Annotated in this window: 20 protein-coding genes and 1 tRNA gene; 4 read left to right on the forward strand and 17 right to left on the reverse strand. The window is 70.6% G+C overall.

Going from position 1 to position 24,677, the window contains the following annotated elements:
- Nucleotides 1-41 precede the first annotated feature (41 nt).
- Nucleotides 42-1,004, reverse strand: a complete 963-nt coding sequence (locus HNO83_RS00775) for a TadA family conjugal transfer-associated ATPase (protein ID WP_175335596.1) — start codon at nucleotides 1,002-1,004, stop codon at nucleotides 42-44.
- A gap of 334 nt (nucleotides 1,005-1,338) precedes the next feature.
- On the opposite strand from HNO83_RS00775, the gene acs reads away from it, so the two are divergent.
- Nucleotides 1,339-3,288, forward strand: coding sequence for an acetate--CoA ligase (gene acs, locus HNO83_RS00780; protein WP_175335597.1), 1,950 nt, complete (start codon nucleotides 1,339-1,341; stop codon nucleotides 3,286-3,288).
- A 60-nt stretch (nucleotides 3,289-3,348) separates the two neighbouring features.
- Here the strand turns inward: acs and HNO83_RS00785 are convergent, their stop codons facing one another.
- Both HNO83_RS00785 and sp36 read right to left on the reverse strand, forming a co-directional pair.
- Complete coding sequence (locus HNO83_RS00785; RefSeq protein ID WP_175335598.1) at nucleotides 3,349-3,819, reverse strand: RidA family protein; 471 nt, start codon at nucleotides 3,817-3,819, stop codon at nucleotides 3,349-3,351.
- On the reverse strand, nucleotides 3,819-3,986 hold the full coding sequence (sp36, locus tag HNO83_RS00790) for a Sp36 family protein (protein WP_175335599.1): 168 nt from the start codon (nucleotides 3,984-3,986) through the stop codon (nucleotides 3,819-3,821). The genes HNO83_RS00785 and sp36 overlap by 1 nt, the downstream gene beginning before the upstream one ends.
- 81 nt (nucleotides 3,987-4,067) lie before the next feature.
- Between sp36 and HNO83_RS00795 the strand changes: the two genes are divergently transcribed.
- The 3 genes from HNO83_RS00795 to HNO83_RS00805 all read left to right on the forward strand — a co-directional run bounded on the left by HNO83_RS00795 (nucleotide 4,068) and on the right by HNO83_RS00805 (nucleotide 7,701).
- A complete protein-coding gene (locus HNO83_RS00795; RefSeq protein ID WP_175335600.1) occupies nucleotides 4,068-6,593 on the forward strand; it encodes a transglycosylase domain-containing protein in 2,526 nt (841 codons plus the stop codon).
- Complete coding sequence (locus HNO83_RS00800; RefSeq protein WP_175335601.1) at nucleotides 6,593-7,573, forward strand: metallophosphoesterase; 981 nt, start codon at nucleotides 6,593-6,595, stop codon at nucleotides 7,571-7,573. Before HNO83_RS00795 ends, HNO83_RS00800 begins: the two co-directional genes overlap by 1 nt.
- Before the next feature lie 54 nt (nucleotides 7,574-7,627).
- Nucleotides 7,628-7,701, forward strand: a tRNA-Pro gene (locus HNO83_RS00805).
- Between the two features lie 224 nt (nucleotides 7,702-7,925).
- On the opposite strand, the gene msuE is transcribed toward HNO83_RS00805, so the two are convergent.
- The 14 genes from msuE to HNO83_RS00875 all read right to left on the reverse strand — a co-directional run bounded on the left by msuE (nucleotide 7,926) and on the right by HNO83_RS00875 (nucleotide 24,669).
- Nucleotides 7,926-8,519: an FMN reductase gene (gene msuE, locus HNO83_RS00810; protein WP_175335602.1), complete on the reverse strand. Its 594-nt coding sequence runs from the start codon at nucleotides 8,517-8,519 to the stop codon at nucleotides 7,926-7,928.
- Nucleotides 8,520-8,607: 88 nt separating this feature from the next.
- Entirely contained in the window at nucleotides 8,608-9,624 is a 1,017-nt protein-coding gene (locus HNO83_RS00815; RefSeq protein WP_175335603.1) for an LLM class flavin-dependent oxidoreductase, read from the reverse strand.
- Between the two features lie 82 nt (nucleotides 9,625-9,706).
- Nucleotides 9,707-10,270 carry a hypothetical protein gene (locus tag HNO83_RS00820; protein ID WP_175335604.1) on the reverse strand — a complete coding sequence of 188 codons (564 nt, stop codon included), beginning with the start codon at nucleotides 10,268-10,270 and terminating at the stop codon, nucleotides 9,707-9,709.
- Nucleotides 10,271-10,323: 53 nt separating this feature from the next.
- Nucleotides 10,324-12,201 carry a DUF4012 domain-containing protein gene (locus tag HNO83_RS00825; protein WP_175335605.1) on the reverse strand — a complete coding sequence of 626 codons (1,878 nt, stop codon included), beginning with the start codon at nucleotides 12,199-12,201 and terminating at the stop codon, nucleotides 10,324-10,326.
- Between the two features lie 70 nt (nucleotides 12,202-12,271).
- Nucleotides 12,272-13,579, reverse strand: a complete 1,308-nt coding sequence (locus tag HNO83_RS00830) for a UDP-glucose dehydrogenase family protein (protein WP_175335606.1) — start codon at nucleotides 13,577-13,579, stop codon at nucleotides 12,272-12,274.
- 72 nt (nucleotides 13,580-13,651) lie between these two features.
- Complete coding sequence (locus HNO83_RS00835; protein WP_175335607.1) at nucleotides 13,652-14,326, reverse strand: thymidine kinase; 675 nt, start codon at nucleotides 14,324-14,326, stop codon at nucleotides 13,652-13,654.
- Between the two features lie 43 nt (nucleotides 14,327-14,369).
- Entirely contained in the window at nucleotides 14,370-15,077 is a 708-nt protein-coding gene (locus tag HNO83_RS00840) for a response regulator transcription factor (protein WP_175335608.1), read from the reverse strand.
- A complete protein-coding gene (locus tag HNO83_RS00845; protein ID WP_175335609.1) occupies nucleotides 15,074-16,306 on the reverse strand; it encodes a hypothetical protein in 1,233 nt (410 codons plus the stop codon). Before HNO83_RS00845 ends, HNO83_RS00840 begins: the two co-directional genes overlap by 4 nt.
- Entirely contained in the window at nucleotides 16,303-17,547 is a 1,245-nt protein-coding gene (locus tag HNO83_RS00850) for a sensor histidine kinase (RefSeq protein ID WP_175335610.1), read from the reverse strand. The genes HNO83_RS00845 and HNO83_RS00850 overlap by 4 nt, the downstream gene beginning before the upstream one ends.
- A 119-nt stretch (nucleotides 17,548-17,666) precedes the next feature.
- Nucleotides 17,667-18,806, reverse strand: coding sequence for an Rv2578c family radical SAM protein (locus HNO83_RS00855; protein ID WP_175335611.1), 1,140 nt, complete (start codon nucleotides 18,804-18,806; stop codon nucleotides 17,667-17,669).
- Between the two features lie 27 nt (nucleotides 18,807-18,833).
- Nucleotides 18,834-20,447, reverse strand: coding sequence for an ABC-F family ATP-binding cassette domain-containing protein (locus HNO83_RS00860; RefSeq protein ID WP_175335612.1), 1,614 nt, complete (start codon nucleotides 20,445-20,447; stop codon nucleotides 18,834-18,836).
- Between the two features lie 214 nt (nucleotides 20,448-20,661).
- Nucleotides 20,662-22,137, reverse strand: coding sequence for a malate:quinone oxidoreductase (locus HNO83_RS00865; RefSeq protein WP_175335613.1), 1,476 nt, complete (start codon nucleotides 22,135-22,137; stop codon nucleotides 20,662-20,664).
- 86 nt (nucleotides 22,138-22,223) lie between these two features.
- Nucleotides 22,224-23,309, reverse strand: a complete 1,086-nt coding sequence (locus HNO83_RS00870) for an aspartate-semialdehyde dehydrogenase (RefSeq protein WP_175335614.1) — start codon at nucleotides 23,307-23,309, stop codon at nucleotides 22,224-22,226.
- Nucleotides 23,310-23,382: 73 nt separating this feature from the next.
- Nucleotides 23,383-24,669, reverse strand: coding sequence for an aspartate kinase (locus HNO83_RS00875; protein ID WP_175335975.1), 1,287 nt, complete (start codon nucleotides 24,667-24,669; stop codon nucleotides 23,383-23,385).
- Nucleotides 24,670-24,677: the final 8 nt, after the last annotated feature.

Raw genomic sequence — 24,677 nt, forward strand, 5'->3', positions numbered from 1 at the left:
CCCGGGCGTGCGCGCGCCCCACCGACCCGGAACAACCCGCCTCACGCGCCCACCACCGCGAGCCGGCCGGCCGCGTCGAGCCGCAGCCGCCCGAAGCCGGCGAGACGGCGGCTCCCGCCCTCGCGGACGAGATGGACCACCAGGCCGATCGCACTGACGGCCTGACGCGCGAGCGCGTGCTCGCTCATGCCCGCCAGGGCGCTGAGCGCCTCCAGCCGTGCCGGCACGTCGTGCAGCGAGTTCGCGTGCAGCGTCCCGGCTCCGCCGTCGTGACCGGTGTTCAGTGCACCGAGCAGATCCTGCACCTCGCCGCCGCGGCACTCGCCGAGCACCAGGCGGTCCGGGCGCATCCGGAGGGCCTCGCGCACGAGGCGGCGCAGATCGACGCCGCCTGCACCCTCCAGGTTGGGTTGTCTCGTCTCGAGACCGACCACGTGCGGGTGGTGGATGCGGAGCTCCGCGACGTCTTCGATCACGACGATGCGCTCCCCCGGGGGTGCGTGGCCCAGCAGCGCGGCGAGCAGGGTCGTCTTGCCCGTGCCGGCGGCCCCGGTGATGAGGAGGTTGGTGCGGGCGGCGACCGCGTCCAGCAGCACGCGGCGTGCCTCTTCCGCCATCGCGCCGGAGGCGACGAGCTCGGCGAGACTCGGCGGGGCCGGGGACGGCACGCGGATGGACAGCAGCGCTCCCCCGGTGGACACGGGCGGCAGCACGGCGTGGACCCGGACGCCGCCGCGCAGCCGCACGTCGACGAACGGGGTCGCTTCGTCCAGATGCCGGCCTCCCGCGGCGATCAGGCGCACGGCGAGCTCTCGCGCAGCCCTCCGGTCGGCCCGCCAGCCCGCCTCGAGGCGCAGCCCGTCTCGCGCGTCGTCGGTCCAGAGCTCGCCCGTGCCGGTCAGGAAGACGTCTGTCACGCCCGGCCGCAGCAGGTAGGGGGCCAAGGGCCCGAACGTCTGCCAGTGGCCCGGCTCAGCGAGAGACGCAGTGGGGTGGTCGACCATGCCCCGACGCTACGGATGTCTGCGACCGGCGTCGGGCGCAGACCGGAAGCTGTGGACAGCAGCCGGACGGACGATCCTGTGGACGGCGTCGAGCCACCGGTTAAAAAAGGGGGGCCGCACCTATTGGGGGGAACAGGTGCGGCCACTGCGGCGCAGGATTGGGGGGAATCGATTGCGCCGCACGCACGAATTTTCATTCGGCCGGGGTCCAGTTTACGCAGAATCAATGCAAACGCAAGTCTCCGGGGGCAGCCGTTCCGACAGGTTGTAGAGTCAGGGATTGTCGCGCCACGACTCGTATCGACCGCATCGCAAAGGAGCGAAAAGACTCCCCATGAGCAACACAATCGACAACCTGCTCCACGAAGCCCGCCGGTTCCCGCCGAGCGACGAGTTCGCCGCGAACGCCGTCGCCCAAGCCGAACTGTACGAGCGCGCGGCCGAGGACCGCCTCGGCTTCTGGGCCGACCAGTCCCGCGAGCTGCTCCACTGGCACACGCCGTTCACGCGCACCCTGGACTGGAGCGACCCGCCTTTCGCGAAGTGGTTCGACGACGGCGAGCTCAACGTGGCGTACAACTGCCTCGACCGTCACGTCCTCGCCGGCAACGGCGACCGTGTCGCGATCCACTGGGAGGGCGAGCCCGGCGACACCCGGACCATCACCTATGCCGAGCTGACCGCAGAGGTCAAGAAAGCGGCCAACCTGCTGACCAGCCTCGGCATCCACGCGGGCGACCGCGTCGCGATCTACCTGCCGATGATCCCGGAGGCGGTGATCGCGATGCTCGCCGTCGCGCGCATCGGCGCCGTCCACTCGGTGGTCTTCGGCGGCTTCAGCGCGGAGAGCCTGCGCTCGCGCATCGACGACGCCGAGGCGAAGCTCGTGATCACCGCCGACGGCGGCTGGCGCAAGGGCCGGGTGTTCCCGCTGAAGGACGCGGTGGACGCCGCCCTCAGCGGCGAGGCCACCACCGTGGAGCACGTCCTGGTGGTCAAGCGCGGCGAGAACGAGGTGGCCTGGACCGAGGGCCGCGACCTGTGGTGGCACGACGAGCTCGCCCTGGTCGACGCGGACCACGTCGCGAAGGCCTTCCCCGCGGAGCAGCCGCTGTTCATCCTCTACACCTCGGGGACCACGGGCAAGCCGAAGGGCATCCTGCACACCACCGGCGGCTACCTCACGCAGGCGGCGTTCACCCACAAGAACGTCTTCGACCTCCACCCGGAGTCGGACGTCTACTGGTGCAGCGCCGACGTGGGCTGGATCACCGGCCACACCTACGTCGTCTACGGGCCGCTCGCCAACGGTGCGACCCAGGTGCTGTACGAGGGCACCCCGGAGACGCCGCATCCCGGTCGCTGGTGGGAGCTGATCGAGAAGTACAAGGTCTCGATCTTCTACACGGCGCCGACCGCCATCCGCTCCTTCATGAAGCTCGGCCGCCAGCACCCCCAGCAGTTCGACCTGTCGAGCCTGCGGGTGCTCGGCTCGGTGGGCGAGCCCATCAACCCCGAGGCGTGGATGTGGTACCGCGACGTCATCGGCGGCGACCGGACCCCGATCGTGGACACCTGGTGGCAGACCGAGACCGGAGCGATCATGGTGTCGGCCCTGCCGGGTGTCACCACGCTGAAGCCGGGAAGCGCCCAGGTGCCGCTGCCGGGCATCTCGATCGACATCCTCGACGAGGCCGGGACTCCGGTCGGCAAGGACCAGGGCGGTCTCCTCGTGGTGACCGAGCCGTGGCCGAGCATGCTGCGCGGCATCTGGGGCGACCCGGAGCGCTTCAAGGAGACGTACTGGTCGAAGTTCGGCGACAAGTACTTCGCCGGCGACGGCGCCCGGTACGACTCCGACGGCGAGATCTGGCTGATGGGCCGTGTCGACGACGTGATGAACGTCTCCGGCCACCGCCTGTCGACGGCGGAGATCGAGTCGGCGCTCGTCGCGCATCCATTCACGGCCGAGGCCGCAGTGGTGGGCGCCGCCGACGAGACGACCGGTCAGGCCGTCGTCGCCTTCGTGATCATCAAGCAGAACCAGCTGGAGCAGGCCGAGGCGCTGGATGTGGCGGCCGAACTGCGCAAGCATGTCGCGCAGCAGATCGGCGCCATCGCGCGCCCGCGGGACATCTTCATCGTGTCGGAGCTGCCGAAGACCCGGTCCGGCAAGATCATGCGGCGCCTGCTGCGGGATGTGGCCGAGGGCCGCGAGGTCGGCGACACGACCACGCTGGCGGACACCGCGGTGATGAGCTCGATCCAGGCCAAGCTGTCCTGAGCCGGCAGTAAGACGGAAGGGGCGGCGCCATCCGGCGCCGCCCCTTCGTCGTCCGAGCGGTCAGTCGACGGCGAGGATCAGCTCCACCTCGACCGGCGAGTCCAGCGGCAGCACCGCCACGCCGACGGCCGAGCGGGCGTGCACCCCGGCGTCGCCGAAGATCTCCCCGAGCACCTCCGAGGCGCCGTTGACGACACCCGGCTGCCCGGTGAAGGCGGGGTCGGAGGCGACGAAGCCGACGACCTTGACGACCCGGGTGACGCGATCGAGCGACCCGAGGACGCTCTTCGCCGCGGCGAGCGCGTTGAGCGCGCAGGTGCGCGCGTAGTCCTTCGCGTCGGCCGGCGGCACCAGGCCCTCTGCCTCGCCGACCTTGCCCGTCGCGGGCAGCGCGCCGGCGACCATCGGCAGCTGGCCCGAGGTGTAGACGTGGGAGCCGTCGAACACAGCCGGTGTGTACGCGGCGACCGGGGGAACGACCTCCGGCAGCGTGATCCCGAGCTCCGCGAGCCGGGCCTCGATGTCCGCCATCAGGCCTGATCCTCGCTCGCCACCTGGCGCTTGAGGTAGGCGACCAGACCGCCCTCGGGTCCCGTCACGATCTGCACCAGCTCCCAGCCTTCGGAGCCCCAGTTGTTCAGGATCGCGGCGGTGTTGTGGATCATCAGCGGGGTGGTCAGGTACTCCCAGCGCGGCATCGTGCTCCTTGATTCGGGGGATTTCGCAGGTTCATCACCTACTCTGATCCTATGTCTGCGCAAAAACCACAGGCTAGAGGTGTGCTCGGCGCCACCGTTGCCTTCATCGGCATGAGTGTCGTGGCCGGTCTTCTGGTCACCGCCGCCGTCACCCCCGCGATCGCGGTCACCGGCATCGCCGCCAACAACAGCATCGGCGTCTTCGAGGGTCTCCCCGAGTACCTCAACGTCGACCAGCTGGCCCAGCCCACCACGATCTACGCCAAGAGCGGCGACCAGGATGTGGCGCTGGCGACCTTCTACTCGCAGAACCGGCTCCCGGTCGCGTTCAACCAGATCTCGCAGGCCGGGAAGGACGCCGCGATCGCCGGCGAGGACCCGCGCTTCTACAGCCATGGCGGCGTCGACATCCAGGGCACCGTGCGCGGCGTCCTGTCGACCGTCGCCGGCGGCGGCGTTCAGGGCGGTTCGTCGATCACCCAGCAGTACGTGAAGAACGTGCTGCTGCAGAAGTGCGAGGCGCTCCCGGTCAAGACGAAGGAGCAGAAGGCCGCCTATCAGAAGTGCGTCGACGACTCGACCGGCGTCTCCCCCGACCGCAAGCTCAAGGAGATGAAGTACTCGATCGGCATCGAGAAGAAGTACTCGAAGGACCAGATCCTCGTCGGGTACCTCAACATCGCCGGGTTCGGCGGATCGGTCTACGGCATCGAGGCCGCGGCCCGGTACTACTACAACACCACGGCGGCGGCGCTGACCCCGGCGCAGGCGGCCAGCCTCGTCGCGATCGTCAACGAGCCGACGAGCCTGAAGATCGACAATCCCGCGTCGACGACCAACGGCGCGGCCAACGGGTACGCCAAGAACAAAGAGCGACGCGACTACATCCTGCAGAAGATGTACCAGTACAAGAAGCTCACAAAGGCGCAGTACGAGGAGGCCGTCAAGACGCCGGTCACGCCGGACATCAAGCAGTCCGAGCGCGGCTGCCAGACGGCCGCCGGCGCCGCGTACTTCTGCGACTACGTGCAGAAGGTCATCTTGAACGACCCGACCTTCGGCGCCGACGAGGACACCCGTGCCTCCAACTTCAACCGCGGCGGGTACAAGATCTACACCACCCTCGACCTCGACCTGCAGAAGGTCGCAGAGGAGACCATCCAGTCGTACGTGCCGCCGTCGTACTCCAAGGCCGACATCGGCGGCGTCCTGACCGGCGTCCAGCCCGACACCGGCCGGGTGCTCTACATGGCGCAGAACAAGAAGTACAGCCAGGACGAGGAGCAGCTGAACAGCAGCACGGACTACTCCTCGATCAACCTCGCCACCGATCAGAAGTACGGCGGCTCGGGCGGCTTCCAGGTCGGATCGACGTACAAGGTCTTCACGCTGGCCGAGTGGTTCAAGGAGGGCCACTCGCTCAATGAGTCGGTCAACGCCAACATCCGCACGTACACGAAGTTCAAGAACTCGTGCGACGGCGACTGGAGCGGCACGTACCGCCCGACCAACGACTCGTCCGGCGAAGAGGGCATCCGGAACGCGCAGAGCGCGACCACCCAGTCCATCAACACGGCGTTCGTGAGCATGGCGAGCCAGCTCGACCTCTGCGAGATCAAGAAGGACGCCGAGGCGTTCGGGGTGCACACCGCCAAGGGCGAGCCGCTGGACACCAACCCGTCGTCGGTGCTCGGCACGAACTACATCGCGCCGCTCACCATGGCCACCGCCTTCGCGGGCATCGCCAACAACGGGAAGACCTGCACGCCCATCGCGATCGACAAGATCGTGGACGCCACCGGCAAGGAGGTGCCGCCGCCGGCGACCACCTGCACCCAGTCCGTCGACCCCGCCATCGCCAACACCATGGCGAAGGCGCTCAAGGGTCCGCTCCAGGGCGGCGGAACCGCCTCCGGTATGAACCAGACCGGCAAGGACATGCTGGGCAAGACGGGTACCACCGAGTACAACGACCAGCTCTGGCTCGTCGCCGCGACCACCAAGGTCGCCGGCGCGTACTGGGTCGGCAACATCAAGGACCACGTCGACTTCCGTCGGATCTATCCGACGCACGGAACGTCGCCCGCGAGTGCCCGCACCGCGGTGATGCGCACCATGATGTCGGCCGCCGTCGGGAAGTACGGCGGAGACGACTTCCCGGAGCCGCCGTCCAAGCTGACCAAGGGCATCCAGGTCGCCATCCCCGACCTGACCGGCAAGACCCCGGACGAGGCGAAGGCCATCCTGACCGGGCTCGGCCTCGACTCCGCCGACGGCCCGCAGCAGGACTCCGTCGCGCCGGCCGGCACCGTCTCCGGGACGGACCCCGCCGCGGGTACGCAGGTGAGCAAGGGCACCGTGGTGACGATCTTCACCAGCAACGGGTCGATGGTGGCGATGCCGAACGTGGTCGGCCAGAAGGCGGCCGACGCCCAAGCAACCCTCACGGCCGCCGGCTTCAAGGTGAAGACCGTGGGCGGCAACAGTCCGACCGCCACCGTCCAGGCACAGGACCCGCCTGCGAACACCCCGGTCAAGACCGGCTCGCAGGTCACCCTGACGCTCGCGGCGTCGAACCCGTCGTCGACCCCGGGCGCGGGCGGCTAGTGGCTCGCGGAGCATTCCGTCCGGCGGCGTCCGCCCTGGCGCTCGTCGCCGGGGCGGGCGCCGCTGCGTTCGCCTACGGGTCGCTGATCGAACGACGTGCCTACACGCTGCGTGAGGTGAGCGCGCCGGTCCTGCCGCCGGGAGCCGACCCGATCCGGGTGCTGCACCTGTCCGACCTGCACATGGCGCCGTGGCAGCGCGACAAGCAGGAGTGGATCCGGTCGCTCGCCCGTCTCTCGCCCGACCTGATCGTGGAGACCGGGGACGTCCTGGGTCACGCTCAGGGTCTCGAGGGTGTGCGCGCGGCCTACCAGGCCTTCAGCGGCATCCCCGGTGTCTTCGTGCACGGTTCGAACGACTACTACGGTCCCCAGTTCAAGAACCCGCTCAAGTACTTCCTCGGCCCGTCCAAGAAGCGCACCCCGACTGCTCCGCGGCTCGACACGGCGTCCCTCACGGCGTTCTTCCGCGACCTCGGCTGGATCGACCTCGACAATCGTGCGGCCGGCCTCGAACTGCGGGGAACGCACCTGGAGTTCTTCGGCGTCGACGACCCGCACATCCGCTTCGACCGGGTGGAGTCCATCCCGGGCGCCTTGGACGAGCTGCGCGAGAACGATCCGTTCTCCGACGACAACGCCTGGCCGGACGAGGGTCCGCGTCCCGAGCGGCAGGCGGTCACCATCGGTGTGACGCACTCCCCCTACCGCCGGGTGCTGGATGCGTTCGTGACCTATGGGGCCGAGATGATCTTCGCCGGCCACACCCACGGCGGTCAGGTGTGCGTGCCCGGGTTCGGTGCTCTCGTCACCAACTGCGACATCCCGCGTGCCCAGGTGAAGGGGCTCAGTGTGTGGCGTCATGCGTTCCGGTCGGCGTACCTGAACGTGTCGGCGGGGCTGGGCACGTCGATCTTCGCCCCTGTGCGCTTCGCCTGCCGTCCGGAGGCCACTCTGGTGACGCTCACCGCCGCCCCCTGAGTGCCTCCCGTGGTCATGAGCACTCTCGCGCTCGTGTATCCTGGATGAGGCCTTCGGGGTGTGGCGCAGCTTGGTAGCGCGCTTCGTTCGGGACGAAGAGGCCGCAGGTTCAAATCCTGTCACCCCGACGTAATGCAATAAGAGGAAAGGCCCCGGCTCGCTGAGCGAGCCGGGGCCTTTCCTCTTATTGCATTACTCGCTGGTGTCTAATGGGGCCCCCGCCCGCGAGGGGCCCCGGGCGCCGCTCCGAGCGCCAGCGAGGACCGGCGTCTGGGGTAGCGGGTGGGGCGCACCTCGCGACGCCCGTGGAGAAGTCTTGGACACCCCGTGGAGAGCCGCCGGCAAAGTCCGGCTAAAACGCATCCGGCCGAGCAAACTCCACCTCCCCCACCGGCACCCCCGGCTCGACCCGCGACCGGATCAGCGGCAGCGTCCGCGACACCGCGGTGTCGATGCGCTCGCGCAGGTCCTCCGACCGGATCTGGTAGTCGGCGAAGTCGCTCTCGGCGGCGTAGATGCCGAGCGGCAGGGTGAGGGACTGGAAGAAACCGAACAGCGGCCGCATCTGGTGCTCCACCAACAGCGCGTGCCGGTCGCTGCCTCCGGTGGCCGTGAGCACGATGGGCTTGTCGATGAGCGCGTACTGGCCGACATGGTCGAAGAAGAGCTTGAACAGGCCCGTGTAGGTGGCCCGGTAGGCCGGGGAGCCGACCACCAGGATGTCGGCCGCCTCCACGGCCTCCAGCGCCTCGGTGACGACGGGGCTGAGGCTGTTGCGGAACGGCCCGGCCCCGAGGTCCGGGAGCAGCGGCGCGAGCTGGATGGTGCGGGCGATGCCGCCGGTCGCTTCCGCGTACGAGCGGGTGACCTCGTCGACCAGGACCGTCGTGCGGGAGGGGTGGGTGGGGCTTCCGCTCACTCCGACCACGCTGAGTGGATGCGACATGTGGGAACCGCCTTCCGGCTGGGGATCGGGATTTCGCCCAACGGTACCCGGAGCCGTCGCCGACCGCGCGGGCGGCCGTCACGGTCCGTCATGCGGCGGGGTACAGCTCCCGGACGATCTCCAGCGAGCGGATGCGGCCTTCCACCGTCGCGGCTCCGGACGAGACCATGAGCTCGTCGGTGCCGGTGGAGGCGAGCAGGGATTCGAGCCGGCTCTTCACCTCGTCGGGCGTGCCGACGGCCTGGCGGGCGTTCCGGCTCGCGATGAACTCCTCCTCCAGGGGACCGAACTCGTACGCCAGCGCCTCCTCGATGCTCACCGGTTCGGGCTTGAGGCCCCGGCGCATGCGGAGGAACGACAGCTGGCCGGGCAGGGAGAGCGCGCGGACGGTCTCCGGGTCCTCGTCGGAGATGACGTTGACGGCGATCATCGTGTGCGGCTCGGCCAGAGTCTCGCTCGGCTCGAACTTCGACCGGTACAGGTCGAGCGCGGCCTCGGTGTTCTCGCCGGCGAAGTGGTGCGCGAAGGCGAAGGGCAGCCCGAGCGCCGCGGCGACCTGGGCGCTGTAGCCGCTGGAGCCGAGCAGCCAGACCTGCGGGGCGTCGCCGAGTCCCGGCACGGCGGTGATGCCGTGCAGCGGGTTGGCGTCGCTCATCCCGCCGTAGAAGAAGCCGAAGAGGTCGAGGAGCTGCTGCGGGAAGTCGTCGGCGCCCAGGCCCTCCTGGCTGCGGCGGAGCGCCGCGGCGGTGGCACCGTCGGTGCCGGGCGCGCGGCCGATGCCGAGGTCGATGCGGTCGCCGTAGAGGGCGCGCAGCGTCCCGAACTGCTCGGCGACGACCAGCGGCGCATGGTTGGGCAGCATCACGCCGCCGCTGCCCACCCGGATGCGCTCGGTCGCGCTCGCCACCCCGGCGATGAGGACCGCGGGGGCACTGGAGGCGATGGCCGGCATCCCGTGGTGCTCGGCGACCCAGAACCGGTCGTAGCCGAGCCGTTCCGCGTTCTGCGCGAGGCGGATGGTGCCGGCGACAGCGTCGGCGTTGGTTCCGCCTGCGGGGCGGCTGGCGAGGTCGAGGACGTTGAGGGGGATGCTGCGGGAAGTCACCCCCGGTGCAACGCGGCGCCCGGCACGACGATTCCCGGCCGGTTCGGAACCGGCCGGGAATCGGGTCGTTGCGGCAGGGCGCTCAGACCGTGGTCTTGAGCTTCCGGATCCAGGCCACGATCGCCAGGGCGATCAGGCCGAGGACCACAAGCGATCCGCCCGCCCAGGCCGCCCAGGTGGCGACGACGGAGCCGGTGTGCGCCAGTCCTCCGCTGCCCGGGTCGACCACCGTGCTGGCCTGGTCGGCCGGCAGGACGGTCAGGGTGGTCGGGCACTCGTGCCCGCTGGTCTGCCCGATGCCGACCACGCTGTACTGGCCGGAGGCGCTCGCCGGGAGGGTCACGGAGAGCACGTCGCTGCCGTCGGCGTTGGCGTGCTTGGTGAACTGGAGGCTGCTGGTGGCTGTGGTGAAGGAGGCCAGCTTGAAGCTGGAGCCGTCCTGTCCGGTCACCGTCCAGGTGATCGCCTCGCCCGGCGACCAGGTCCCGGGGATGCAGATGAGTGTCGCGCTGCTGCCGGCGTCGACGACGGAGACGTCGAACTTGCACTGGGCGCCGTCGGTGTAGTCGACGGCATTCGCAGCCGCGGGGGCCGCAAGCAGCAGCCCCGCGGTCACGGCGACTGCCGCCAGGATCTTCTTGAACATCGGCCCGCCTTTCTGTTTGGGGCCCGGCTCACGGTCGGGTAATTGAGTAATCTTCACTTTACGATGCCCGAGCACTGGACGACAATGGGCTCGACCGCCTTCTCTACCCCCACATCGGGGGTGGAACCATCGCCCGGAAGCGTCGGCGTGGTCACCACGGTCAGATCGGCGGACGACTGCTGCTCGTTGAGGAACTGCACGGAGACCGTCCGCGACTGGCCGGGCGCCAGCTCGACGGTGAACAGGCTCACCGGGCGGCCGCCGTCCACGCCGGAGACCGTGGAGTAGTTCGCACCGTCGCTCTCCGTCGCGGCGAGCAGGCCGCCGGACGGCCCGTACACGGCCACGCGGGTGCGGATGGACCCGGGCGGAACACCGTACGTCCCACCGCCCGTGACGTATTCCGGGAGCGAGGTGGCCGCATCCGCCGGCGCGCGATTGGTCAGTGTGACGCGCACGAGCGTCGACGGTTTGCCGTCGGCCCGGCAGATCGCGGCCCCGGCGGCCACGGAGGTACCGAGGTAGTAGTCCATCTTCGCCCCGGTGGCGTCGTTGTAGTAGACGCCGATCCCGGCACTCGACAGATCGGAGCGCGGCAGCGATCCCGCGAGGGTCGTCCTCCCCAGCACCTTCTCGTCGTCGGGATGGGCGCTCCAGACGAGCACGCGCCGCGATTCCCCGGCGGCGGCGAGCGCACTGACCAGCTTCTTCGCATCCACATCGCCGGACGAGAGCCGGGAGAAGACCGCGGACGCCGCGGAGGCGAAGAACGCATCCTGCTGCGCGGGCTGCGAGAACCGCTGGTACACGTCACTGAGCAGGAGCTTGACGGCGTTGGAGGAGGTGAGCGTGTCGCCGGACGGCAGCGTGACCGGACCGGTCGACTTCAGCAGCCCGCTGAGCACCACGGGGTCGACGGCGACGACACCATCCACCGTCCCGCCGTAGGTCTTCGTCCACATCGCGGCGGCGGTCGTGGCCGCCAGCGGGAAGTGGGGCGTCAGGTTGGCGTCCTGGAGGTAGCGGCCGACGAGCGGACCGTAGAGTCCCTGGGTCGTGCTGGGGACATCGGCGACGGATGCGCCCCACGGCCCGATCGACGTCCCCGCCTCCTGCCGCACGAGCGTGACCGCTCCGTCGTCGGCGTGGACGAGGGCCACGGCGCCGATGAGCCCTCCCGTCGCACGGAGCTCGGCCGGGTTCTGCGCGGCGAGCAGGTAGTCGCGCGGGCCATCGGCCCCGAGCATCGACGGCAGGAGCTTGACCGCGTTGCCGATGGCATCGATCTGCGGCGCCGCGTGGTCGAGCACGTCGTGCAGTTGCGAGATGCCGGCGGCGACGGGCGCCACCAGGCCGCCGGTCCGGATCGCCGCCACGCTCCCCCTCGCCGAGATGAACGCTGCCCTCGCCTTGGCGACCGCGGGCTGCGCCGCCACGATCGGCGCCAGGTCGACCCGGCCGTCCTTGACGGCGAGCGCACGCAGGTCGACCCCTTCGCCCGCCGCCACGAGGGGACTGACGACGCGCGAGGCGACGGTGTCGGAGGCGGCCGCCGCCGTGCGCACCGCGGTCAGGTTGGGCCCGATCCACGGCACGGCCTCGGCGGTGAGCCACACCGGGTCCGATGTCAGGCCGGCGGCCTGGCTCGTCTTCTCACTGAGAGCGGCGGCTGCGCGCTCCGCGGCGGGGAGGTCGCCGGAGCCGATCGCGGTCTTCACCCGGTCGGCGGCCGGGATGGCGTCGGCGAGGGCGCGCTGCGCCACGTAGCCGCGGACCCCGATCCACACGATCGCGAACAGGAGGACGACGCCGAGCCCGATCAGGATGGAGACGGTCGCGGGATGCCGGAGCGGCCGCCGCCGCGGCACGCTCGGTGGCACCGTGTCCGCGCGGCGCGGCGGTGCGTCCGGCTCGGTGAGACCTGTCGCCATGCGACAAACCTAACAAATCCTCACTTTTTTGGCGGCCCCCAAATGGGGCGAGTCTTGCCGGGTGCTCGCGTCAGCGGCCGAGGCCGCGGTAGGACCAGCCGGCAGCGCGCCACGCGACCGGATCCAGGGCGTTGCGCCCGTCGATCACGGTCCGGTGGGCCACCAGCGTGCCGAGCTCCTCCGGGTCGAGACCCGTGAACTCCGGCCACTCCGTGATGAGCACGACCACGTCGGCGTCGCGCACGGCCTCCTCCGTGGAATCCACCACGTCCACCTGCGGCGCTCGCCTGCGCGCGTTGTCGGCCGCCTCCGGGTCCGTCGCACGGACGACCGCGCCCGCCTCGGCCAGCCGCATCGCGATCTCGAGGGCCGGCGAGTCCCGGATGTCGTCCGAGTGCGGCTTGAAGGCGAGCCCGAGCACGCCCACGCGCACGCCCGCGAGGCCGCCTGCCGCCTCGCGCACCAACTCGACGACACGGGTGCGTCGCCGCAGGTTGATGCTGTCCACCTCCTCCAGGAAGCGCACCGACTCTCCGAGTCCGAGCTCGCGCGCCCGCGCACTGAACGCCCGGATGTCCTTCGGCAGGCACCCGCCGCCGAAGCCGACCCCGGCGTTGAGGAAGCGGCGCCCGATACGGGCGTCGTGCCCGATCGCGTCCGCCAGCTTGGTCACATCCGCCCCGGTGACCTCCGCGATCTCCGCCATCGCGTTGATGAAGGAGATCTTGGTGGCGAGGAAGGCGTTCGCGGACACCTTCACCAGCTCCGCGGTCGCGTAGTCGGTGACGATCACGGGCGTCCCGGCCGCGACGGCGGAGGCGTACACCTCGTCGAGCAGGCGCGCGGCGCGCTCCCCCGCCTCCCCCTCGGGGACGCCGTACACCAGCCGGTCGGGGCTGATCGTGTCCTTCACGGCGAAGCCCTCGCGCAGGAACTCGGGGTTCCAGGCCAGTGCCGCGCCCGGCGCCCGCTCGGCGACCGTGGCCGCCAGGCGGGCGGCGGTCCCCACCGGGACCGTGCTCTTGCCGACGATGAGGTCGCCCGCCTTCACGTGCTCCACGAGCGCGGCGAACGCGGCGTCGACGAAACGCATGTCGGCGGCGTCCCCATCCGCGACCTGCGGGGTGCCGACGGCGACGAAGTGCACGTCCGCGTCGGCAGCGGCGGAGAAGTCGGTGGTGAACCGGAGGCGGCCCGTGGCGGTGGCCGACTCGAGCACCTCGGGCAGCCCCGGCTCGAAGAACGGCGGGCGGCCGGCGGACAGGGAGGCGATCTTCGCCTCGTCGATGTCGATGCCGACGACCTCGTGGCCGAGGTGCGCCATCGACGCCGCATGCACGGCACCGAGGTAGCCGCAGCCGATCACGGAGATTCTCATCGGGTCAGATCCTTGGGTCGCAGTCGTCGCGCGAGGGGACGGCTTCTGGTCTCTTGGAGGGGGAGGCGAGCGTCAGGTGAAGTCGGGGTCCGGCTCGTCGACGTACGCCGGCGCGGCGTCGACCGGCCAGTGCCTGCGGCCGTTGTTGAGCACGCCGCGGCTCTCCTGAAGGTAGCAGTTGCCGCACAGCGACTCGTAGGAGACCGAGGCGCCGTCGATGGCCACCTGGTCGCCGTCGAAGACGAAGACGCCGTCGATCTTGCGGGCGTTGAAGATCGCCTTCCGGCCGCAGCGGCAGATGGTCTTGAGCTCTTCGAGGCTGTGCGCGACTTCGAGCAGCCTGCGGCTGCCCGGGAAGGCGACCGTCTGGAAGTCGGTGCGGATGCCGTACGCCAGCACCGGGACGTCGTCGAGAAGGGCGATCCGGAGCAGGTCGTCGACCTGCGCCTCGGTGAGGAACTGCGCCTCGTCGACCAGCAGGGCGCTCACATCCCGCCCGAAGCGCTTCATGGTGCGCTCGCGGTGCCGCTGGAACGAGCCGTACGCATCCGTCTCGGGTGCGATGAGGAAGTCGACCTCGCGGGTGACGCCGAGCCGGGACAGGATGCCCAGGTCGCCCTTGGTGTCGATCGACGGCTTCGTGAGCAGGACGCGATGGCCGCGCTCCTCGTAGTTGTACGCGGCCTGAAGCATCGCCGTGCTCTTGCCGCTGTTCATCGCGCCGTACCGGAAATACAGTTTCGCCACGCATCGATCCTATGCGGGCGGACCGGGCGCGCGTGTCAGCCGCTCAGGTGAGGTAGCCGTCCTCCGCGGCGCGGCGGATGAGGTCGGCCCGCGAACTGGTCGGACGCCCCGCCTTGCCGTACTTCTCGCGGACGCGGCGGAGGTAGGTCTTGGCGGTCTCGTACTGGACGTTCATCGCGCGCGCCACCTCCGACGTGGTGCGCCCGTCGGCGTACAGCACGAGCGCCTGACGCTCTCCGTCGCTCAGGCGCGGCCGGGACGACTCGGGGATGAGCGGCTTCGGCCGCCACGCCGACGGAGCGGCCTGGGTGCGGCCGGGGCCGCGTCCCGCCGCCGAGAGCGCGGCCGCGAGGAGTTCGGCCATCGGCTGCGACTTCGTGACGTAGGCGACGGCGCCGGCGGCGAGCGCGGCATCCCGGTCCTCGGGCGTGTCCACGGCGCTCAGCACGACCACCTTGGCGCCGGCGGCCCGGCAGGTGCGCACTCGGGCGCCGATGGAGACGGATTCCTTCAGCTGCAGGTCCATGATGACCAGGTCGGTCGGGAACGCGTCGCTGTGCACCAGTTCGAGCCAGCTCCCGGCCCGGACGACGAGGTCGAACTCGGGCGCGTTCTTCTCGATCCAGGTCGACAGGCTGTCGAGGAGGATCTCGTGGTCGTCGAGGATCGCCAGCCGGATGGGCGGTTCTGCGGTGCGCACGCCGGCCGCCGGGGAGGCGGAGGGCGGTGGGTCGGAAGGTGCTGCTGTCATCGTCGTCTCGCTTCAGCGTACGGGAGACCGGCGCCCGGCGAGGCGAACCGGATGGTGAGGTCGGCACCGCTCTGGCGCATCGTGGCATCCATCGCGACCGAGTTCAGAGCGCTCACGAACGGGAGCAGCGCGCGACGGACCTCCGAGCGCGACTCGTCGATGCGGGCGCGGAGGACGAAAGTGGGGCGCTCGGGGCGCGTCGCCACGATGCTCAGGCGGGCGGGGTCGAGCCCGGGAAGGCCTGCGACCGTCGCGAGCAGGGCGCCGACGATCGCGCGCTGGTCGGTGGTCAGCACGCGCTCCAGTCGGTCGGGGTCGTCGACACAGGCTCCCTCCGGGCGCGCCGTCGCCCCGCCGAGCCGTGGACCCAGTGCGAGGTCGAGCGCGTCGGCCAGCCAGGTCCGGCCGACGGCCTGCACCGACATGCCGCGCAGCCGGTCGGCGATGGCGCGCGCCTCCGCCCGGTCGCCGTCGGTCACCCGGCCGCGTTCGAGGAGTCCGGTCAGGAAGGGGACCGCCTCGGCGTTGAGCGCCGTCATCCGCTCCTGAGCGATCATCCGGGCCGCGGCCTGACGCAGTTCTCCGTCGAGCCGTGCCTGCCCGTCGCGGGCGACCTCCCGCCAGCGCAGCGTCTCGCCGGTGATGGTCCAGGCGTAGCCGGCGCCGCCCGCCGCGAGAGCGAGCACCGGAACCGCCGCGACCGTGGCGTACACGAGCGGAGCATTCGCGATGACGAGGGAGTGCTGGGCCGCGGCCAGCCCTCCGAGCACCAGGGCGGAGACGATGGCAGAGCCCGCGACCTCGCCGACCGGACGGTAGAACGGCATCACGATCAGCAGGAGTGCGACCGCGATCTGACCCCAGTCGTCCTGGATCCGCTCGTTGTGACCCCACACGGCCGAGTCGAACAGGCAGGCCGCCGTCACGGCGACGGCGATCACACAGAGGTGCGACCAGCGGCCGAAGGGCGCGAAACCGGGGTGCGAGCGGATGGCCGCCACCAGGACGGCGACGACGAGGACCGCGATCGCCACGCCCGCGACGGCGGGGTCGCGGAGCTGGTCGCGGTGGAGGAACGTGGAATATGCGGCGTACACCACGGCCAGTCCGCCGAGCAGCGGCACCAGCAGCCAGGCGGACTGCGCACCGAGCGGGTCGAGTCGCTGCGGCGTGCGTTCGAGGGGGACGGAGCGCGCATCCACGATGGCGCGCGACGTGAGGGCGGTCATGCGGCGGGGCCTCCGCCGGCCGCATGCTCCGACTCCGCCGGGACCGTGAGGATCACCGTCGTTCCGACATCGGTGCTGGAGTAGATGTCGACCGTGCCTCCGACACGGGCGATCCGGTCCTGCACCGACTGACGAAGGCCCAGCCGGTCCGCCGCCGGCCCGGCGGCGGGGAAGCCGCTCCCGCTGTCCACGACCATGACGGAGACGGAGCCGCCGCCGGCGGACAGCGCCACCTCGGCGACCGGGCTTCCGGAGTGCCGCATCACATTGACCAGGCACTGGCGGACGGCGAGCCCGACCGCCCGGCGCACATCCTCGTCGAGGCCGGTGAAGGCCGTGCGGTCGCCCGACACGTCCACCGTCAGTCCTTCGTCGCGCGCCGTCTCGATCGCCTGGTGCAGTTCGCTGTCGTACCACGGGTCCGCCGCCGTCGCGCCGGCGGTCTCGCCCGCGCCGGCGAAGTCGTGCGAGCCGGAGCCGTCCTCGCCCGGGACGCCGACCGCGAGACCGCGCAGGTCCGCCTCGATCCGGCGAGCGAGCCGCGGTTCGAGCTCACCGGGGCGAACCGACGCGACGGCGACGAGCTCGCTCAGCACGGTGTCGTGGAGCTCGGCGGTGGAGGCGGCTGTCAGCTCACGGCGGATGTCGACGAGCCGCGCATCCCGCACGGCACGGTGCAGGGCGGCCTGGGCACGGGAGCGCGTCCCGCGGGTCAGCCCGTCGAAGGCGAGCACTCCGACCAGCAGCAGGTAGGCACCGAGCGAGATGGCATCGGGCACGTAGCTGCGCTCCGCGGTCGCCGCCGCGAGGATGACGGCGGCCTCGGCGAGCGCGAAGCCCAGGGTCGCCCACAGGATGCCGACCAGCGATCCGGTGCCCGTGCCGCCGACCAGCGTCATCGCCACCACCGGCAAGGCGATCACGAACAGGTTCGTGTCACGGTAGGACGGCGTCGTGGTGAGCAGGGCGACGACGTAGAAGTAGGTGCAGACGGCCCCCACGATCAGGTAGGCGAGGGTCAGGACGACGGTGCGCCCGCGCGCGAGCATGAGCAGCAGCGCGACCATCGGGACGAGGAACAGCAGCGTGAGCCAGGACGTGATGTTGTGGCTGCCGAGACTCGACGTCGCAACGTTCAGCACCGCTCCCCCGAGGCAGACGAGGCCGGCCCACCGCGCGGCCGTCGCGATGGCGCGCGAATTCGCGGGTCGTGCCAGATGGCTGGGCAGACCGAGCGACACGACGTGCGTCCCTTCCGGGGCCGAGTGCGTCTCGGTCCTCCCGGGATTATGGCATCCGAGGCCGCCACTGTGTACCCCGGTGACGTACCCCGAATCCGGGGGAAAGCCCCGATCGACGCTCAGAACAGCGTCGGCTGCACCCCCAAGCCGGTCAGGGAAGCGCTGACGAGCGAGGCGGTGTCCGGCGCCTCGGAATTCGAGCCGGCCGTCCGGATCGCCGACCCGACGACCTGCCGCTCCCCCTCGTCGTCGCGCAGCATTCCGAGCGCGCTCGACCGGACCCCGCCGGTCAGCGGGTCTTCCCGACCGCGCTCCAGTCCGTGCGACCGGATCAGCGGCTTGATGCGCGCCGCCAGCCACGCCCGGTACTCCTTGGGCGCGTAGGTGCCGCGACCGTACATCGCGCGATACTGCGGCAGCAGCTCGGGGTGCTGCTCGCCGAGCCAGAGGTAGAACCACTCCTTGACGCCGGGCTTCAGATGCAGTGCCGAGTAGAGCACCGAGGTGGCGCCCGCCTCCTTCGCCTGCCGCAGCGCCTCGTCGAGGTGGGCTCGCGTATCGGTCAGGTACGGCATGATCGGCATCAGGAACACGCCGCAGTCGAGACCGTGCTCGCGCACCGCGGTGACCGTCGCGAGCCGGGCCTTGGTCGTGGGCGTGCCCGGCTCGACCGACTGCTGCAGTTCGTCGTCGTAGACCGCGATCGACATCGCGAGGTCGACGGGGACTCGCTTGTTGGCCTCCACCAGACGGTCGAGATCGCGCCGCAGGAGCGACCCCTTGGTCAGGATGCTGAACGGCGTGCCCGAGTCCGCCAGCGCATCGATGATGCCCGGCATGAGGGCGTACCGCCCCTCTGCCCGCTGATACGGGTCGGTGTTGGTGCCCAGGGCGACGGGATGATGCCCCCAGCTCGGCTTCGACAGCTCTTTGCGCAGCACCTCGGCGACGTTGACCTTGACGATGATCTCGTTGTCGAAGTCTTTGCCCGAGTCGAGGTCGAGGTAGGTGTGGGTCGGCCGCGCGAAGCAGTAGACGCAGGCGTGCGAGCAGCCCCGGTAGGGGTTGATGGTCCAGCCGAACGGCATCGGCCCGCCCCCGCCCGGGACGCGGTTGAGCGCCGACTTCGCCAGCACCTCGTGGAACGTGATGCCGGCGAAGTCGGGCGTGCGCACGGAGCGCACCAGGTTGTTCAACCGCGCGAGCCCGGGGAGCGCCGACGGCTCGTCGACCGACAGCTCCTGACTACTCCAACGCATGGCTTCATTCGAACATACGTTCGAACATTAAGCAAGGTGGACGCTCCCCCCACTCCAGCGCGACCGCAGCCACCGGTCGTGGCTCGCGACCACGACCGCTCCGGGATAGGCGCCGAGCGCCTCCTCCAGCTCTGTCGCGAGAGCGAGCGACAGGTGGTTCGTCGGCTCGTCGAGGAGGAACAGGTGCGGCGGCCGCGCCACGATCAGTGCGAGCGCCAGCCGGCGCTGCTGCCCGACCGAGAGGGCGCCGACCGGCCGGTCGGCGTCCCTCGGCGCGATCAGCCCGAGCGAGATCAGCGGAACGGTCTCCGCCCGCCTCTCGCCCATCGTCGCCGCGTAGATGCGGCGGGGCGACGCCGACGGATCGGCGAACCGCACATCCTGCTCCAGCAGCGCCACCCGGAGCCCGCGCCTGCGCTGCACGGTCCCGGCGGTCGGCTCGAGCCGGCCGGCCAGCACCGAGAGAAGCGTGGACTTGCCCGCCCCGTTCGCGCCGGTGACGAGGATCCGCGCGTCGGGCGCCACGCTCAGCTCCTCGAGCTGCAGACGCCCGGGGATTCGCACCTCCCGCGCCTGCACGAGCAGCCCGGAGCCGTCGCCCAGCACCTGGAAACCCGACGGGATGCCGGCGAACGTCAGCGGAGCGGGCGGCTTGCCCACCTGCGCGTCGCGCAGCTCGTCGAGCCTCCCCTCCGCGTTCCGGACACGGCGGCTGATCTGACGATCGAGCGTGTTGCCCTTGTACGACTTCGCGAACTTGTCGTTGTCGCGCACCTTCCCCGACCAGGCGATGGAGCGAGCGGTCACGTCGACGGCGTGCTTCAGCTCCGTGAGCTCCGCCTGCTCGTCGGCGTACTGCTTCTCCCACCGGGAGCGCTCCGCAGCCTTCTCGGACAGATAGTCGCTGTAGCCGCCGCCGAACACCGTCGTACCCGACCGAGCGGGGTCGAGGTCGAGCAGGCCGGTCGCCACCCCGTCCAGGAAGGCCCGGTCGTGACTGGCGAAGACGACCGGTCCGGGCCACGACCGGAGCTGGCGCTCCAGGAAGCCCGCCGCCTCGTCGTCCAGATGGTTGGTCGGCTCGTCGAGCAGCAGCGCGTCCGGGCGGCCGAGCAGCAGAGCCGCGAGCGCGAACCTGCTGCGCTGACCGCCGGAGACCTCGCCGAGGCGCCGGGCCAGCGGGATGCCGCCGACCCCCAACCCGTCGAGCAGCTCGTCGCGGCGTGCGTCGATGCTCCAGATCTCGGCACGCTCGGCCGCCGCCAGTGCGGTGTCGTAGCGGGCGTCCGCCGTCGGGTCTCCCGAGCCGAGCGCCGTCGCCGCCGCCTCGAGCTCGCGCTCGATCGCGCGGACGTCGGCCAGCGCGTGCTCGATGAGGGCCGCGAGCGTGTCGCCCGGCTCGAACCGGACCTCCTGCCAGAGGAAGCCCGTGCGCGGCGGGCGGGACAGCGTCCCGGAGTCCGGAGTCTCCGCCCCGGCGAGCACGCGCAGCAGCGTGGACTTGCCCGCGCCGTTCTCGCCGATCAGGCCGAGCCGGTGTCCCGGCGCGACGGTCAGCGAGACGTCGGTGAGCACCCGGCGATCGCCGTAGACGACGGAGACGCCGTCGGCGCGCAGGGGTGCGAGGGTGATGGTTGGCATGGGAACCGCCTTTCCGGGCGCTCCACAGGGAGCGGGTTCCCGCCGGGCGATCTCCGTCGTGAGCGGCGCCGGAGCGCCCAGGCGCCTGACCGGGCAGCGCGGTGACCGAAGAGTCCTCACTCACATCGACGGCGCCTCAGGCGCGGGACGTCAGGAGGTTCTCACTTCATAGCGTGGATGACCATAGCAGGCCGCCGACGCCGATGTAAAGCGATCAGTGCTGCAGGTGCAGCGTCTCCGCCGTGGCCGCGAGCACGCGCTCGGCCTCCTCCGGCCGGTCGTTCAGCGTCGTGCCGACGGTCGGGATCAGCTCCTTCAGCGTCGGCAGCCACGCCGAAAACCGGTCGGGGAAGCAGCGCTTCAGCAGGTCGACCATGATCGGCACGGCCGTGGACGCACCGGGCGAGGCGCCGAGCAGACCGGCGATCGAGCCGTCCTCCGCCGCGACCACCTCGGTGCCGAACTGCAGAACGCCGCCCTTCTTGGCGTCCTTCTTCATCACCTGGACACGCTGGCCGGCGGTGATGAGCTCCCAGTCCTCGCTCTTCGCGGTCGGCATGAACTCCTGCAGCGCCCGCATCTTCTTGTCGCGGTTGGCGAGCAGCTCACCGACGAGGTACTTGATGAGATCGAAGTTGTCGCGCGCGACCGCGAGCATCGGGCCGATGTTCTTGGGCCGGATCGAGCCGGGCAGGTCGAACCACGACCCCGTCTTCAGGAACTTCGGGCTGAACCCGGCGTAGGGCCCGAACAGCAGTGACGCCTGGCCGTCGACGACACGGGTGTCGAGGTGCGGCACCGACATCGGCGGAGCGCCGACGGCCGCCTTGCCGTAGACCTTCGCCTGGTGCTGGGCGACGAGCTTCGGGTCGGTGGTGCGCAGGAACTGCCCGGAGATCGGGAACCCGCCGAAGCCGTCGATCTCGGGGATGCCGGACTTCTGCAGCAGGTGCAGCGCGCCGCCGCCCGCGCCGACGAACACGAACCGTGCGGTGGCGACGTGCGTGGTGTGGCCGACCTCGTGCCGCACCTTCAGCCGCCAGAGGCCGTCCTTGGTGCGCTTGATGCTGCGCACGGAGTGGTTGAGCGCGAGCGTCGCTCCGTTCTCGACCAGGTTGTCGATCAGCGCCCGGGTCAGGGCGCCGAAGTCGACGTCGGTTCCGGAGCTCTGGCGCGTCGCGGCGATGCGCTGCTTGGCGTTGCGCTTCTTCGTCAGCAGCGGCGTCCACTCGCCGATCACCGCGGGGTCTTCGGAGTACTCCATGCCGGCGAACAGCGGCTGGTCCTTGAGCGCCTCATACCGCTTGCGGAGGTAGCGGACGTTGTCGCGGCCGCGCACGAAGGTCATGTGCGGGGTCGAGTTGATGAAGGTGTTCGGCTCGGGCAGGTCTCCCGCGGCGACCAGGCTCGACCAGAACTGCCGGCTCAGCTGGAACTGCTCGTTGATGCTGATCGCCTTGGCCGGGTCGACGGTGCCGTCGGACGCCTCCGGCATGTAGTTGAGCTCGCACAGGGCGGCGTGGCCGGTGCCCGCGTTGTTCCAGGGGTTCGACGACTCCTGGGCCACTTCGCCCAGGCGCTCGTAGATCCGGATGCTCCAGTCGGGCTGCACACGCTGGATCATGGCCCCCAGCGTGGCACTCATGATGCCGCCGCCGATGAGGACGACGTCGATGGGAGAATTGCTCACCCGACAATCCTATGATGCGCACGCCGGAGCGCCGCCTGATCGCCCCCACATCTCTCGATATCGAGACAACTCACGGCGCGAGCGGGCTACGCCGTGACGGGGTTCGCCAGCCGCTCGGCGACCAGCTCGGCGATCTGCACCGCGTTCAGCGCCGCCCCCTTGCGGAGGTTGTCGTTGCTGACGAAGAGCGCGATGCCGCGGCCCGCCGGCGCACCCTCGTCGGCCCGGATGCGGCCCACGAAGCTCGGGTCGTTGCCGGCCGCCTGCAGCGGCGTCGGGACGTCGGTCAGCTGCACGCCGGGTGCGTCGGCCAGCAGCTCGGCGACACGCTCCGGGCTGATCGGGCGGGCGAACTCGGCGTTGATCGACAGCGAGTGGCCGGTGAAGACCGGGACGCGGACGCACGTTCCGCTGACCAGCAGGTCGGGCACGCCGAGGATCTTCCGCGACTCGTTGCGCAGCTTCTTCTCCTCGTCGGTCTCGTTCAGTCCGTCGTCGACGATCGAGCCGGCGAGCGGGATGACGTCGAACGCGATCGGGCGGACGTACTTGACCGGCTCCGGCATGGTCACGGCCGAGCCGTCGTGCACCAGGTCGAGGAGGTGCTCGTCGGCGACCGCGGCGCGGGCCTGCTCGGCCAGCTCCTCCGCGCCGGCGAGCCCGGAGCCGGAGACCGCCTGGTAGGTGCTGACGACCAGGCGGGTGAGCCCGGCCTCCTCGTGGAGCGGCTTCAGGACGGGCATGGCCGCCATGGTGGTGCAGTTGGGGTTGGCGATGATGCCCTTGCGCGCCTGTGCGATGTCGTCGGGGTTGACCTCGGAGACCACCAGCGGCACATCCGGGTCCATCCGCCATCCGCTCGAGTTGTCGATGACGATGGCGCCGGCCTCGGCGAAGCGGGGCGCGTGCGCCTTCGAGCCGGTCGCGCCGGCCGAGAACAGGGCGATGTCGATGCCGGAGACGTCGGCGGTCGCGACGTCCTCCACCGTGATCTGCTGCCCCTTGAACGGCAGCGTCGTGCCGGCGGAGCGCGAGGAGGCGAAGAAGCGGATGCTCTTCACCGGGAAGGCGCGCTCCTCCAGCAGGCGGCGCATGACCGCGCCCACCTGGCCGGTCGCGCCGACGACGGCCACGCGGACGCCGTTGCTGTCGAAATCGGTGAACTCGCTCATGTCAGCCCCTTCGGGTCGTTTGTGAGGTGAACCGCCGCGGGCGCGCGGCCATTCCCTCGGGGGAGGTGCCGGCTCAGCGGCCGGTGCCGGCGTAGACGACGGCCTTCTCGTCGCCGTCGAGGCCGAAAGCGGTGTGGACGACCCGGGCGGCCTCGGCCACCGTGTCGGCACGCGTCACGACCGAGATGCGGATCTCGCTGGTGGAGATCATCTCGATGTTGATCCCCGCGTCGTAGAGCGCCTCGAAGAGCTTCGCCGAGACGCCGGAGTTGGTGCGCATCCCAGCGCCGACCAGCGCCAGCTTGCCGATCTGGTCGTCGTACTGCAGCGACTGGTAGCCCACTTCGTCCCTCTCGGCGGTGAGCGCGGTGAGCACGCGCTGGCCCTCCGATTTCGGCAGGGTGAAGGAGATGTCGGTGAGGCTGGTGGCCGCGGCGGACACGTTCTGCACGATCATGTCGACGTTGGCGTTGGCCTTCGCGACGATCTTGAAGATCTGCGCGGCCTTGCCGGGCACGTCGGGGACGCCGACGACGGTGATCTTGGCCTCGCTCAGGTCGGTGGCCACGCCGGAGATGATGGGCTCTTCCACGGTTCCATCCTTCTTGGCGGCCTGGGCGGCCGCGGCTTCGTTGAGGACGAGTGTGCCCTCTTTGTTCGAGAACGACGAGCGCACGTGCAGCGTCACGTTGTGGCGGCGGGCGTACTCCACGGCCCGGATGTGCAGCACCTTCGCGCCTGCCGCCGCAAGCTCCAGCATCTCCTCGCTGGTGATGCGGTCGATCTTGCGCGCGAGCGGCACCTGGCGCGGGTCGGAGGTGAACACGCCGTCGACGTCGGTGTAGATCTCGCAGACCTCGGCGCCGAGCGCGGCGGCGAGGGCGACGGCCGTCGTGTCGGACCCGCCGCGCCCGAGGGTCGTGATGTCGCGGGACTCGCGGCTGAAGCCCTGGAAGCCGGCGACGATCGCGATGGCGCCCTCGGTCAGGGCGTCCTGGATGCGGCCGGGCGTCACGTCGACGATGCGGGCCGAGCCGTGCTGCGCGTCGGTGATCATGCCGGCCTGGCTGCCGGTGAACGACCGGGCGTCGTAGCCCATGCTCTTGATCGCCATGGCGAGCAGGGCCATGGAGATGCGCTCCCCCGCCGTCAGCAGCATGTCGAGCTCGCGCGGCGCGGGGATCGGGGTGACCTCGTGCGCCAGATCGATCAGCTCGTCGGTGGTGTCGCCCATGGCGGAGACGGCGACGACGACCTCGTTGCCGGCCTTCCGCGTCTCGACGATGCGCTTCGCGACGCGCTTGATGCTCTCAGCTGTCGCGACGGACGAACCGCCGAACTTCTGGACGATGAGGGCCACGGACACTC

The sequence above is a fragment of the Leifsonia sp. C5G2 genome (genome assembly GCF_013359685.1).
Lineage (GTDB): Bacteria > Actinomycetota > Actinomycetes > Actinomycetales > Microbacteriaceae > Leifsonia.